This is a genomic window from Euzebyella marina (assembly GCF_003687485.1).
GTDB classification, from domain to species: Bacteria; Bacteroidota; Bacteroidia; order Flavobacteriales; family Flavobacteriaceae; genus Euzebyella; species Euzebyella marina.
This window is the reverse complement of record NZ_CP032050.1, coordinates 2,270,970-2,284,276: the sequence shown is the minus strand read 5'-3', so window position 1 is coordinate 2,284,276 and position 13,307 is coordinate 2,270,970. Positions and strand designations below refer to the sequence as shown.

Annotated in this window: 15 protein-coding genes; 4 read left to right on the top strand and 11 right to left on the bottom strand. The window is 37.9% G+C overall.

The window, feature by feature from the left end:
* Window positions 1-21: 21 nt before the first annotated feature.
* Together D1013_RS09700 and D1013_RS09695 are read left to right on the top strand one after the other, a co-directional pair.
* Window positions 22-639: a LysE family transporter gene (locus tag D1013_RS09700; RefSeq protein ID WP_121848634.1), complete on the top strand. Its 618-nt coding sequence runs from the start codon at window positions 22-24 to the stop codon at window positions 637-639.
* 98 nt (window positions 640-737) lie between these two features.
* Window positions 738-1,130 (top strand): DUF1801 domain-containing protein, encoded by a 393-nt coding sequence (locus D1013_RS09695; protein WP_121848633.1) that lies wholly within the window; start codon window positions 738-740, stop codon window positions 1,128-1,130.
* Between the two features lie 136 nt (window positions 1,131-1,266).
* On the opposite strand, the gene D1013_RS09690 is transcribed toward D1013_RS09695, so the two are convergent.
* On the bottom strand, window positions 1,267-1,626 hold the full coding sequence (locus D1013_RS09690; RefSeq protein WP_225621477.1) for a TIR domain-containing protein: 360 nt from the start codon (window positions 1,624-1,626) through the stop codon (window positions 1,267-1,269).
* Window positions 1,627-1,693: 67 nt separating this feature from the next.
* On the bottom strand, window positions 1,694-2,263 hold the full coding sequence (locus D1013_RS09685) for a Crp/Fnr family transcriptional regulator (protein WP_121850679.1): 570 nt from the start codon (window positions 2,261-2,263) through the stop codon (window positions 1,694-1,696).
* A 166-nt stretch (window positions 2,264-2,429) separates the two neighbouring features.
* Between D1013_RS09685 and D1013_RS09680 the strand changes: the two genes are divergently transcribed.
* The gene (locus tag D1013_RS09680; RefSeq protein WP_121848631.1) at window positions 2,430-3,491 is read left to right on the top strand and encodes a serine hydrolase domain-containing protein; all 1,062 of its coding nucleotides are present in this window, start codon (window positions 2,430-2,432) and stop codon (window positions 3,489-3,491) included.
* Between the two features lie 317 nt (window positions 3,492-3,808).
* Entirely contained in the window at window positions 3,809-4,243 is a 435-nt protein-coding gene (locus D1013_RS09675; protein WP_121848630.1) for a response regulator, read from the top strand.
* Window positions 4,244-4,289: 46 nt separating this feature from the next.
* Here D1013_RS09675 and D1013_RS09670 read toward each other — a convergent pair whose 3' ends face one another.
* The 9 genes from D1013_RS09670 to D1013_RS09630 all read right to left on the bottom strand — a co-directional run bounded on the left by D1013_RS09670 (window position 4,290) and on the right by D1013_RS09630 (window position 12,599).
* Window positions 4,290-6,038 (bottom strand): FAD/NAD(P)-binding protein, encoded by a 1,749-nt coding sequence (locus D1013_RS09670; RefSeq protein ID WP_121848629.1) that lies wholly within the window; start codon window positions 6,036-6,038, stop codon window positions 4,290-4,292.
* A gap of 9 nt (window positions 6,039-6,047) precedes the next feature.
* Window positions 6,048-7,871 carry an alpha-amylase family glycosyl hydrolase gene (locus D1013_RS09665; RefSeq protein WP_121848628.1) on the bottom strand — a complete coding sequence of 608 codons (1,824 nt, stop codon included), beginning with the start codon at window positions 7,869-7,871 and terminating at the stop codon, window positions 6,048-6,050.
* A gap of 34 nt (window positions 7,872-7,905) precedes the next feature.
* Window positions 7,906-8,397 (bottom strand): hypothetical protein, encoded by a 492-nt coding sequence (locus D1013_RS09660; RefSeq protein ID WP_121848627.1) that lies wholly within the window; start codon window positions 8,395-8,397, stop codon window positions 7,906-7,908.
* A 205-nt stretch (window positions 8,398-8,602) separates the two neighbouring features.
* Window positions 8,603-9,469: a DUF808 domain-containing protein gene (locus tag D1013_RS09655; RefSeq protein WP_121848626.1), complete on the bottom strand. Its 867-nt coding sequence runs from the start codon at window positions 9,467-9,469 to the stop codon at window positions 8,603-8,605.
* 176 nt (window positions 9,470-9,645) lie between these two features.
* Entirely contained in the window at window positions 9,646-10,164 is a 519-nt protein-coding gene (locus tag D1013_RS09650) for a hypothetical protein (RefSeq protein WP_121848625.1), read from the bottom strand.
* A 137-nt stretch (window positions 10,165-10,301) separates the two neighbouring features.
* Window positions 10,302-10,787 (bottom strand): YciE/YciF ferroxidase family protein, encoded by a 486-nt coding sequence (locus D1013_RS09645; protein ID WP_121848624.1) that lies wholly within the window; start codon window positions 10,785-10,787, stop codon window positions 10,302-10,304.
* Between the two features lie 220 nt (window positions 10,788-11,007).
* Window positions 11,008-11,508 carry a pyridoxamine 5'-phosphate oxidase family protein gene (locus D1013_RS09640; RefSeq protein ID WP_121848623.1) on the bottom strand — a complete coding sequence of 167 codons (501 nt, stop codon included), beginning with the start codon at window positions 11,506-11,508 and terminating at the stop codon, window positions 11,008-11,010.
* A 658-nt stretch (window positions 11,509-12,166) separates the two neighbouring features.
* Window positions 12,167-12,340 (bottom strand): LytTR family transcriptional regulator DNA-binding domain-containing protein, encoded by a 174-nt coding sequence (locus tag D1013_RS09635; RefSeq protein WP_240467940.1) that lies wholly within the window; start codon window positions 12,338-12,340, stop codon window positions 12,167-12,169.
* Between the two features lie 4 nt (window positions 12,341-12,344).
* Window positions 12,345-12,599: a hypothetical protein gene (locus tag D1013_RS09630; RefSeq protein ID WP_121848621.1), complete on the bottom strand. Its 255-nt coding sequence runs from the start codon at window positions 12,597-12,599 to the stop codon at window positions 12,345-12,347.
* Window positions 12,600-13,307 lie beyond the last annotated feature (708 nt).

The following is a 13,307-nucleotide window of genomic DNA, read 5'->3' as shown; positions in this document are numbered from 1 at the left end:
TTTATTTGGGTAAAAATTTCGATGACCTCCTTAGTATGCATAGTCTTGGGGTTTTTAGTGGCGGCTTGCGGAAGCCTTACCCCTAGTTTTCTCAACCTGACCGTTGTTAAATTTAGCTTGCGCTGCGGCAGCAAATCAGCTTTCTGCCTTATTGCAGGTTTCGCGACCGTTTTGTTCTTTCAAGCGAATATAGGGGCTTATCTCTCTAGTATTCTTATGGAAAACTCAGAATATATAACCCTCATTCAAAAGATAGGTACGGCCATTTTACTTCTCTTGTCAATTAACTTCTTTCGACTTCACTTTACACATAAAGAGAAAATGAAAAAGAAAGAGATAGAAAAGTCGAAGGCATATTCACATGGTATTGGCATGGCGCTGCTTAATACATTTGCTATACCCTTTTACTTCACTTCCATCTCACTTTTAATTGCTATGGATTTTTTTGAATATTCTTACTTAAATAGTTTGTACTTCTCAATTGGGTCTACTGCCGGTTCATTCACCATTTATGCCGTTTATGCTGTCTTAGCAGGAAAGATTGAAGGAAAAATTTCGTCATTAGGAAGTAAAATGGATCTTATTCTTGGTAGTCTTACAGGGGTTGTTGGCCTCGGAAATCTCATTTACCTTATGTAATTTCAAATCGGGATTTGAAATTATTTTTTAAGATTATATTTCATGGGCTTTTGATATCTTTAATAGGCAATCAACACCAATAATCCGTGTGAAAGATTATGAACCCAGACATTGAAATTTACAACGAGAAACAAACGGAAGCAGAGAAAGAAATCTGCGTTCTACTTTCTCGATTAATCGATAACCACCTAGCTTTTTCAGAAAGTAAAATCTGGCATTCACACCCCGTTTGGTTCTTGAACGGAAACCCGATAGTTGGTTATAGCAAACAAAAGAAGGGCATTCGACTGATGTTTTGGAGCGGTGCTGACTTTGACGAAAACCAGTTGAATGTGCGCGGCAGTAAATTTAAAGATGCCTCTATTTTTTACAACAACCCATCAGAAGTAGATACTGATAATCTAAAACGGTGGCTCGAAAAGGCAGAAAAAATTCAGTGGGATTATAAGAATATTGTCAAAAGAAAAGGAAAGCTCGAGCGACTAAAGTAGTCGGTCGGCCATAGACTTATCTTCATTTCAAATAAGCGTCATATAATTTTTCCTTTTATAAATATTTCCCTTCTTATGGTAGTTCATATCTCGAGAGTTGAGTTACCTGAGATCACTTTAAAGATTGGTTGCTTTATTACTCAGCATTAGGTATTTCGTTCAAATCGTAATACACTTTAAGACCCAATTCTTTAGCAATTTCTACATCTTGATCAGCTCCTTTAGATTCTCCCTCAATTCGAAAAACGGCATCACATTTGGTCAATAATCGATGTGCGGTTGGGTATTGTATCTCTTGAAAAATTTCGTCGCCGACCTCTTTAGAACCTGCAAGTTCTATTAAGGGGTTTGCAACCCATTCCCCAATCATCGGAACATGTCCCTTACGGAATATAGGTAAGGCAACTGATTCCAAATTATCCATATTTTTCTTTATAAGTTTTGGATCATTACCTGTTCCACTTCGATAAGGTCCTGCAATCAAGATTAACATCATGTCTAAAATTTTTAAGTAAAGAAAGCGTATTCCGTTGACTAAAAAATTAAGATAGTTTAAGACCGTATTATTTCTTTTTTACCGCACTTAAAAATTCGGGGGTTACCCCGAGGTACGAAGCAATCTGCTTTTGGGTTACCTTTTCTACGATTGCCGGATAATTTTCAACAAACTGCCTATATCTTTCCTCAGTAGTGAGCGAGATACTGTGCAAAGCCCTCTTTTGTTCGCGTATGTAAGCCTTTTGAAACAGAATTCTAAAAAATCGCTCAAACTTGGGTATTTTCTCGTAAAGCTGCTCTAACCAATCAGAGTTCCATTCAAATACCCCACTAGGCTCAAGAGCTTCGATTGACAAAAGAGCCGGTTTGCGATTCACAAAACAATCCATATCGCTAATCCACCAATCCTTTACCGCGAACATGATGGTAGACTCCCTTCCATTCTGGTCCACATTGTATGCCCGAAAACTACCATGCTCCACAAAATATAGATTTTTGCACGGGTTTCCTTGCTCCAATATGGTCTCTTTTTTAGAAACTTCCCTTAACGAAAACGAAGATTTTAAATACTGTTTTTCCGAATCATTCAGCGAGATGTGCTTCTCAATGTTCTTGAAGATTTGGTAATCGCTCACGTGGTTCAAACTTTTATAGATTAATTGAATAAATTTATCAAAAGTAAAAGGGCTATAAAAAATTTTAATTAAGGTTTGATAAGTACATGGTGAACACTCTCGACCGAACCAAGTAACGGCCAAATAAAACCAAAACCAACCACAAAACATTTACAACCAGCAGAAAATGAGCGAACAAAACCCTAATCAAATAAAGAAAAAAAGAGCCAAATGGATAATTAGAATCATTTTATTTCTTGGCACTGCCATTTCATTATTCTTTGTACCGTGGCTATTAGTAAAAGCATGGATACTTCCATTACCGGACACCATTCAAGAACAGGCCAATGAAGCAATCGGTCATGGGTTTGACGGAATGCTCGTTTATGTAGACCAAGCCAACCAACCGCCCCAATACTTTGCTGCAGGCTGGCATAATCGTGAAACAAAAATACCTGCCGACCCACACGCTTTGTTCAAAATCGCCAGTATAAGTAAGTTATATGATGCCGTGGCGGTAACCAAACTAGTGAAAGATGGAAGGCTTTCACTAGATAAGTCAATTGCCGATTATTTACCCGACCTAGTGGGGAGTATAGAAAATGCAGACAAAATTACCTTGCGATTAATGATTCAGCATAGAAGTGGCCTACCCAACTTTACCGATACCCCGAATTTTTGGGCCGCCCCGACTCAATCCTACGAAGAAAGTATTGCAATGGTTCTAGACCAACCTGCCAATTTTGAACCTGGTGAAGACTATGAATATTGCAATACAAACTACCTGTTGATTAATAAGATAATGGATGATGTGCTGGGTTATGATAACTTTCAATTTATTCAAGAAGAAATTTTGACACCGTTGAACCTTAGCCACACCTTCGGTTCGATTACCGAAGTGAACCTTGATGATGTAATGAGTGGCTACCATGTGGGGCACCCTCATGATTTAAAGGCTGACGAGCATGGTATGTTGGCAACAGCGCAAGACGTCGGCACCTTCTTAAGGGCTTTAAACGACGGTTCAGTGTTTGAACCCGGAGAGCAGGAAATATATGCTTCCGTATATGAATACGAACATGCGGGTTGGGTTCCCGGTTACCAGAGTTTTGCCAAGTACGATAAAGATTTAGATGCCGTAATCGTTGAATTTTATAGTACTACCGACCCTAAACTCTACAATTGGAACCTGTCGGAGATTATAAATAATCGAATTGTCAAAATTCTGAAAAAACAAAAAAGCTCTTAGTCATTATAAAATAAGATCTATCGTTTAAAATCTAATTCACCATTTTGCCCGGCATTAAATCAATACGAGTTTATAGGCTTTGATAAGGTAAAGCTTTCTTAAGTTTCTTATTAGTTTAGACTAAAGCCTTATTTTTCTAGGCCTGGGGGACATAATTAATTTTCATATTCGTACTAAGTCATCATGAAAATTTTCTCCGCATAGTATTGAAATCGAATAATTCCCTTTAATTCAGTAAATTCGAATGAGCTAATAATATTTAGGATAGTATCATGCTTAACTTTAAAAAATCTTCAATTTTCCTTAAAATTTGAGTTTTGGGCGAACTTTTGGTGTACTTAGCGGATGATGATTCAGAAGATCGGGAACTGTTCATGGATGCATTGTCCCAGATTCCGATACAAACCAAAGTAATTCAGTTTACTAACGGAATTGAACTGATGGATCGCCTGTTTTCTGATAAAACCCTGCCCTACATCATCTTTTTAGATCTTTTTATGCCGCACATGGATGGTTTTGACTGTCTCATGGATATCAGAAACTTTAAAAAGTTCAATACTATTAAAATTGTGGTCTATTCTTCTACCTACCAAGAAAGAGAGGTAAAACAGCTTAAAGCTGATGGTGCGAACGGTTATATTCAAAAGCCTAATTCTTATAACCTGCTTAAAACATTGCTCTACCAGGCGGTAAAATCAGTTTCTGATACCGAAAATCAACCTGAGACCATCAATTTCGATATTATCACTTAAATCATTCCGCATATTTGGTCCACTTTAAGCCAAATTTCTGTTCGGACTACATATTCATTTCTAGACTTGGTTTGTTTAACGCTGTCAACCAATGTAAAACAGCTATTTCAGCAGTGGTAGCACATGCTTGCAGACCATAGGCATACGGCCTAAGACCGGCAGCATGACAGAAGGTGATATCATAAACATTTTCTACTGCTCGGCCCTGTCTATTGATTAGACTGTAATCATTGGTAATCGCAATTCCGGGAGCTTTCAAATATTGAATATCGTCCTTTACAACCCAATTGAATGATTCTTCCGGAGCTTCCAATTCAGAATAATCTTTGAACCTTTTAAGCGCTGCGCTCACCGTTCCGGAGGCAATTAAACTCGGGAACGGATATTCTTCCAATTCAACATCCTTTTGACCTCCAGAACAAATAAACATATCATAATCAAGAGTTGTTGACTTCTGTTCGTCTTCCACCGAAACCTGAACTTTTTCTCCAATCGAAATCTGGTCAAGATTGACGATTCCGGCTATTAAATCTATTTTCTTTGCATCGTATAGGGCCAATAGTTTTTTAGCTGATTCAATAGGGAGTGCGGCAATGACATTCATAAGAAATGGCTGCATTGTCTCCTTATAATAGAGATAGTCTTCTGCCGAAAGCAGCTCAGCGTGATAATTAAGACAGAACATCAAATCATCTAAATTCTCTTTCCAGTGCGATGGTTGATGCTCAAAGTATAACTTTTCGGCCTCTTTCATTTCAACTTCCAACCCTTCAAACGCATTTTGATACTCATGTTTACGGGCCATACGTTCAATAAAATCGTTCAACTTGAATTCGGGCTGAAGTAAATCTTGAGCTAGAGATTGCTCTTCGTCTTTCAACAACGCCCTGTGCAATACCGGTCTACAGACCTGATCGAAAAATACATCCAGACTCAAAAAACCATCTTCGTCTACAAGTGCCCATAAATGTTCTTTATCAATAAACCTATACACCTTTCTCAAAGCGCTTTGCTGCTCATATTGAAGGTGCGGCAACCAACCATTGACATCATGTAATACCATATTGAAAGCTTCGGTATTTTCAAATGGCAGATAGACAAATCGATTGTCTACTGATTCAAATCGCCCGTGTCTGTGGGCAAGAGAAGCCACTACATCAAACGCACTAAGGGAAGCACCCAAAATACCTATAGAAAAGTCATGATAATTATGCTTTTTGGGAAGGATTTTTGAAATGGGCCATGGCGAACTAAAGTACTTCTCACCCCTATCGTCACGTACATTAAATTGATGCCCAGTTGCTATAAAAACCGTTTGAGCAGTAAAAATTTGACCGACATTGGAGAGCAAGTTACAGTAAGTCTCGTGGTAATGAATATCAATAATCTCAGTATCGCCATTAACCGAAACATTTACACCCATTTCCCTCAGTTTTTCACAACATAACCGGAATTGCGAATGAAAATATTCCCCCAGCACTAACCTACGGAACAATGTAGAACCGTTTATTTTCGATGGATCAATATCATATTTTTCAAAGAATACCGCGTCTTGCTCTCTGACCCAATCTTCAAGGGTTATAAAAAGGAAAGGAATCTCATCCGACGAGATATTCGCCATATTATGAATATCGGTGGTCTCTGGATGGTAGGGCATGCCAATACCTGGCAATGCCCTTTTTTCATAAATGGAAATTTCTTCAATTTGATTAGAAGCATTTTCCAGGCCAAGCAATATATTTTTTAACAGATAAATCGCCGATGGCCCACTGCCTATGATTGCAACAGATTTCATCTTAGTGTTTTAAGATATGGTATAGACCAATGCGCCGTAAGCGGGAATATTAACTTTACCCGACCAATTTTGACCATCAGCGGGTTCCTGAGCTATTATCATTTCACCGGAATGTGAGGTCTCTGAAAAATCAGGATCATATCCTTTCCATAGGGCGTCAATCTTCAACTTCCAATTTCTGCCCTCTTCTATCCCTATTCCGTACTTTTCAAATTCGGTATTTCCGAAATTCAGAATGACCATTACAGGTTCGCTACCACCTTCTTTTTCATCTCTTATATATGCCAGAATTTTAGTATCCGGATTGAAATGTACAATGTTGACACCTTGGGCACGAAGACCAAAACCGCCCTGTGTTTCACCGGTTCTTAGTTTTATCAAATCACCGGCCATTCTTGAAATACCCTTATGCTTCTCGTATTTTTTCCAGTCTAGTTGTTCCGTATCTTGAAAATATTCATCTTCTAAAAATTCCTGACCTTGAAACAGCATAGGTATTCCCGGAGCTGTTAGCGTGAGAACGATACCAAGTATGGCCCTTTTCTTGGCAAACTCACTTTCTGCATCCCCCGGTTGAATTTGCTCTGGTACCCTGGCCTTGCCATTGGCCACCTCATCGTGCGACTCGGTATATACAACGCGCTTGAAATAGTCTCCGCTATACTGAAAAGTTAGGGCATCGACAATTTTCTGAATATCACGGCTGTCATCGTGGGTATCTTGTAAAACCTCTCTGACGGGATGTACAAAAGCCATATCCCACTGTGTGCCATAGCCAAGGCCGCCATCGATAAAATCGTTGGTCACTCGGTGGTCTCTCTTTAAATCTTCGGCAATGGTCAATACGTACGGGTATTTTTCCTTCAGTTCGGCATTGATATCTCGCATTAGAATATTGCCTTCTTCTATTTCCGAATCAAACCCTAATCCTCCACCCTCATATCGAATGTATGATGTAGCATCCATCCTCAAGCCATCACAATGGTATTTTTCAATCCACATAAGTGCATTGTCCCTCAAGTACTGCCTTACCTCCGGCCTGCCATAATCAGGTCTTGTATCTCCCCAAGGGGTATCGCTTCGGTGGTCATTGTAGAAATAGATTCCGCCTTTTTCATTTTCGCTCCATCCATCAAATTGCCACAGGTCTACATCGGAAGGGCCGAAGTGATTATAGACTACATCCATAATAACAGCTATACCCAATTTATGGGCCTCGTTCACAAAATTTGCCAACCCATCAGGACCGCCATAATCTTGCTCTATAGCAAACGGATGTGCCGGATTGTACCCCCAAGAGATTCCGCCAGCAAACTCGGCAACAGGCAACAGTTCAATACAATTGATGCCCAAATCTTTCAGATAGGGTAATTTTTCAATCACATCGGCGAAGGTGCCTACCTGGTCTGGGTCTTTTCTATTAAAAGTACCTACATGTAATTCATAAATGACCAATTCGTTCCAAGAAGGCATCTTGAATTCGGCATCACTCCAATCAAAATTCAATGTTCTGATCACGGAGTTTCCGTCACTGTTCGTTACTTCAAAAGCATAGGGATCGTTCTTCTCCAAAACTTGATCTCCGTTATAAATGATGAACTTGTATTCGTCACCTTCTGAAGGAAGTTCAGAGGCACCGGCCCAATATCCATTTTCTTCCCTAGAAAGTTCTAACGACTCTTTACTCCAATCATTAAAGGAACCCGCCACACAAATTCTCTCGGCATGCGGTGCCCAAACCCGAAATGTCGTTATACCATCAGCCACAACGGAACCCATACCCGCTGATTTTTGAATAGCCATTTCGGCCGTAAGTTTTTCTATATTTTCCATAGCGTTACAATAAGTTGGTAAGGCCTAAGCCTCATTAGATAAATTCTCTTTCTTTATTTTTTTTGGAGTTGCTATAAGTGACATGGGCGTTATTCATCTTTGTTGAAGATGATAAATCAATGAGCTTTTGCAGATGGTTTAGCAGTAGACTTCGCACCCCAGATTCTAAATGCGGCGAAGAAAGTATGTTGATGCATTCTCGAATCTGCCTATGGTCTGATTTACCAATAAGCTCTACGGCACGGTCTAAAGAAACACAATTGAAAAGCTCGACCCGTTCAAGCCAATTAAAGGCCGGTCTTCTATAGATAGCGGTACCTTCGGCAGCATTCGAGTCGAGGTATCCTTCAAGTTCTAAAAGAAACTTTTTTTGAAGTTCTAGTCTTGCTTCTATGCCCTTATACTTAGTAAACGGGTTACCGAAGCGTATAAGAAATATGTTCAGTGAGTCGATGGTCGCCATCGATTTATCCCTCAATTGATAAAGATTGTTCAAAGCCCTATTGTACGTAACAGTATTCTCCATAGCGATGCAATTTCTGCACTGCTACGAATATTAATTAACTTTAAAAGCCAATTTAGTAGCCCAAAAATTCTAAAAGGTAATTATGTAAAATTGAGAGGATATTTGCAAATAAAGAAAAATCATAAAACCATTCAAATAACTGATTTACACACTACTAAATAGTAACATAAAATTGAATGGCACTACCTAATTCTAGTTCGATAATTTAACCTTTATGGAAAATCTTTTTCACTAATTTAACCAATAAAAAGACTACAAAGCCAACGATAAGACCCAGTAGGAACTCTTTTAATATGGAGGGAAGGGAGTTGAAATGGTGATGCAAATAATCAATACTATGAACAAAAATACCACCTGACACCAACAATAAGGCAATGGTGCCAATAACGGATAGACTTTTTATTACCCAAGGCAGTGCCAGCACCAAAAAGCCACCTATCTTATCAGAAATACTATTTGTTGCCTCGTTTAAATTAATAAGTCGATACCCGAATTCATCCATACGAACGATGAGCGCTACGATACCGTAGACCCCTACGGTGGCTAGAAGAGCAATAAGTGTCACCACTACTATTTGGGTTGATAAGGGTTCACTTTTAACAGTACCGAGTGCTATGATGATAATTTCTACTGATAGAATAAAATCGGTGATGATGGCCGATTTGACCCGTTCTTTTTCGAAAGATTCTAAATCGGTCTCATCGTTTACCTCAGCCACCTTCGAATCCTTTTCTTCGTGGCCTCCAAAAAATTCAGATATTTTTTCTGCGCCTTCGTATGCCAAATACAATCCGCCTAAAATCAAAATAATATCAATGGCGATAGGTAAAAAGGCACTCAAAAGAAAGGCAATGGGCAGTATAATAACTTTATTCAACAGCGATCCCTTAGTGATTTTCCATAGAACGGGTAATTCTCTATTCGACAGAAAGCCGGAAGCCTTTTCGGCATTTACCGCCAAATCGTCACCGAGAATTCCTGCTGTCTTTTTAGCCGCAACTTTGCTCATTACGGCTACATCATCCATTAACGTAGCGATATCATCCAGTAGGGCAAAAAAACCTGAAGCCATAAAATTCTTTTGTTTAGTTGGGTATTCTTATCAATCTCGAGTCACCATGTGCATAGCTTGTGCAATATCACCCAAATTAGTCACCTATCATAAAACTTTTAAGTAGAAATTAAAGTTTACTTTGATTAGGATGAGTACTTGTGCGACTAAAGCTATTTCAGATTAAAGACCTATTTCTAGTAATCAATATGAAATTCTAAGTAGTAATGTTCACTGCCTATTTCTGTGTAAGAAGGGCTTAAGCAGACTTTTATTTTTTTGTTCCAAAGTCTTAAGTAGATACAATTGTTATTCTCATCAACAAATGCATCAACCTTATGCCCGCCTACCTTTTCTTCTAAATCATATAACCTTTCTAGCAGCTTCATGGTTTTCTCGACCAATTCTGTTTGATTGTCGGTATTTTGATATTTAAAAAAGGCGAAATATTTACTGCATTCGAAATCTCGGCAGCTGTTATGGGCGAACTCATAAATGGCGTAGTAAAGTTCATAAGGAGTTCGCCATACTTCCATCTTATCAAATATTCCGATAGAAAAAGAACATTTTTCCCTTCTATCATCGCAAAAAGAAATAAAATCATTTCTAACTTCAGATGGAATATCGAGGCTGCCACTATGTGATTTAAGTTGAAGAAATGGAACCATGGTTCTATTCAAACCATATAATTCCATTGGGTTATTGCTAACATTCATATTCTCAATTTTGATTTCAAAGTTGAATATTATCAGGTCGGGCCGTTAACGTGTTCAAATCAACTTTTGTTCTATTCTGATTTGGGCCATAAAAAAAGGCACCCGAAGGTGCCCGTTATAAAATGTAATTTTATTAATTAAACCATAGCCTCTCGGTTCACGCGATTTTCGGCCAGCTGGTTCAACTTTTCATCAGCTGCATATTCTTCATTCAAGGTTTCTTGTAGCTTCTTGGCTATTTCAGGATGCCCTAATTCTTTGGCATACCTAACAGCTGTGCCGTACCCTGAAATTTCATAGTGCTCGACCCTTTGGGCTTCGGCAATCAAACCGGCATCCATAACATCGTCACCAGCTGCTTCTTTGATAAAACCTTCTGCCTCTTTGATGAGTCCTTCCATCGCTTTGCATTTTTCCCCACTGGGTGAAATATTCATCTCTCGGCATATTTCCTCAATTCTTTTCAATTGTACCTTAGTTTCCTCAAAATGATTTTCAAAAGCCTTTTTCAATTGCGAATCACTGGCATTCTCCACCATTTTTGGCAAAGCCTCCAACAACTGTTTTTCTGCACTGAACAAGTCTTTGAGTTGATGTACGAATAATTGTTTTAAATTTTTCATGATAGTGTTTTTTTAAAAGTTGCATCTTAAAATTAGTTCTGGAATAACCTCAGTATTACTCCTAAAAAACTGCTTTTTACCCCTAAAAAACCTTTAGCACAAATTAACAGTGATCGTCATTAGTTTTAAGAAATCTTCAACCTCGTTTTTAAAATCTCCTCTAAACGGTTGTGATTAAAATTCCGGCTTTCTTTTACCCAGTTCGGAATACTCATAAGTTCTATAACTTCAAGTGACCTTCTTCCCCTAAATCTTGCTTTTCACCCGTTAGGATACCAACTCCCATTTTCAAAAAACTGGTGAATTTTCCAAACTTAGTATCCCAATAATAGGCTTGTTTCGGTACCACTTTAATGGCCGTAAGGTTAGGGTCATCGATACCTTCGAACCAAGTATCATCCATCTTTCCATAATATTTTTTCAAAACCGCTTTATCGGAGGTGATAGATGCTTGACCATAAATAGTCATAAATTCCATATCGCCTGGTTTAGCATAGATGAGTTGTAACTCATTATCAATGTTAAGATTTTGATTATGCTGGCTGTCCTTATTACTAAGAAACCATATGGCGCCATCTTCATCAACCTCTTTCGTACTCATAGGCACCATGTGTGTCTGTTTAGCTATAAGATTGGTTTCCATAAGGGCAATATCGATGCCTTCTGCCAATTCTTTAAGCTTATCTTTTGCTTCTTTATCAAATAAATGCTCTGTGCTCATAACTAAATATTTTTTATGGAAGGTAGATAGTATTGGCCTGCCAATTTACACTCAACGGATTGGATGTTAACTCGATTGAAGAATATCAGTTAACCTGAAATTTGTAAAACTGAGCGGACAGATTCTTAAAATGTGGGTATTGGTTTCAAGAACATATTTTAAACCAAGTCCTTTTGTGCACAAAACTATTAGGAGATTATATCACCCTTGTGGACCAGGAACAAATTAAAGTTCTATATCAATTTCATTGAAGAGAGAGCATTAATAATTAATATACAATGCAAATGACACTACCATGACAAAAAGTACAATTATTAAAAGGTTATAAGATCTTCTTTTGGCTACGATTGATTTCAGTTTGGACATGACTTTAGAGTTATTGATTAATACTACTATAGTTTTATAAAAATTCTCAGGCTAATGCGCAATTCAATCTTTGCGTTGGTCGCTGAAAAACTTTTATTATAATTCTAATTGGATACCTTAAAGGTCAATAAAAGCAATAAAGAATCGATAAGAGGTCTCTTTCAAAATAAAGTTGCACTCTTATGCAACCTGCGTTCGTTTGTGGATTCGGAAGAGGTGCGGAGAGTTGGGGTTTGTAAGCTTCCCTAAAACTATAGCTGTAAAAGAAAACTTTTTCTTGAGGAACTAAATCTTACTTGCTCAAAATCTTTTTGGTAACAAACTCATCGAAAAAGTAATCCCTGTAAATATTCCCAATCGGTATTTCATTTTCTCCGATATACACAAAATTGTTGTCGACAGAATCAATATGACTAGCATTAACGATATATGATTTACTGACCCTGACAAAAATGTTCTCAGGCATTTGTTCATAAATAGTTTTTATGTTCATAGCCGTTACCAACCGAAACTATGACCCTGTAGGTTTGTGGTGTAAAGGTGATGATACGACTCAACAACCCAGTGATTTCGGACAACGCTTTCTCAGGATTGTAAGAGATCATCAAAGTTTCTACCTCGGTCTCGAACATCAATACAACCTCTTGCGCTACGGCAAAAGGTTGGGCCCCCGTGACCAGACCACGGAACAATGGCACAAGATTGACTTTTACAGTTAAGGGCATAATTAATATTTACAGGATAAGATAATTGAAAATAATGACACTTTAAAACACAGTACTCTGTTGGTCAATCAATTATACTCTTATAATTTATAATTAGCTGCGACAAAAATTGAATAATTGTTTCGTCCCATTCATTCACCGAAACATACCGTTTGAGACTATCTCTGCCCTCTTAGCGTTGACGGTGATACGGATATAAATGGTTAGCTTTTGGGGATTATTTGAAATGTCCCGCGTGAAGAGAAGTACTTTTAAAGTGTTGGAATTGCGCATGATACACGTCTTTAATTAAACAAACCTTGTTTGCAAAGACGACCTTAAATAGCCTTAAATGCTACTTAAAATTACAACAACTTGTATACCAATCCATTCACCGAACTTTACACCTTTTATATGATATCAAATGGATTCATTTGATATCATATAAAATAAAAAACACTGTCAACCAGTCAGTTAACAGTGCTTTGATACCACCTATTTAGTGGTTCGTCGGGATGACTGAATCATCGACAAAATCTTATCCTATTGAAAATCAATGTTTTTAATCCTGTAATCTTGAAGGAATTCCCGTTTAGAACACGGAAAGCAAAAAACAACTTTTGTACACAATTTTCATGTGGTTAACTACCTATAAAAATAGTAATAATATTCAAGCTGTACGTTTTCAAATTTAAAAACCAAATTACTTACTCTTGAACAAATCCATGG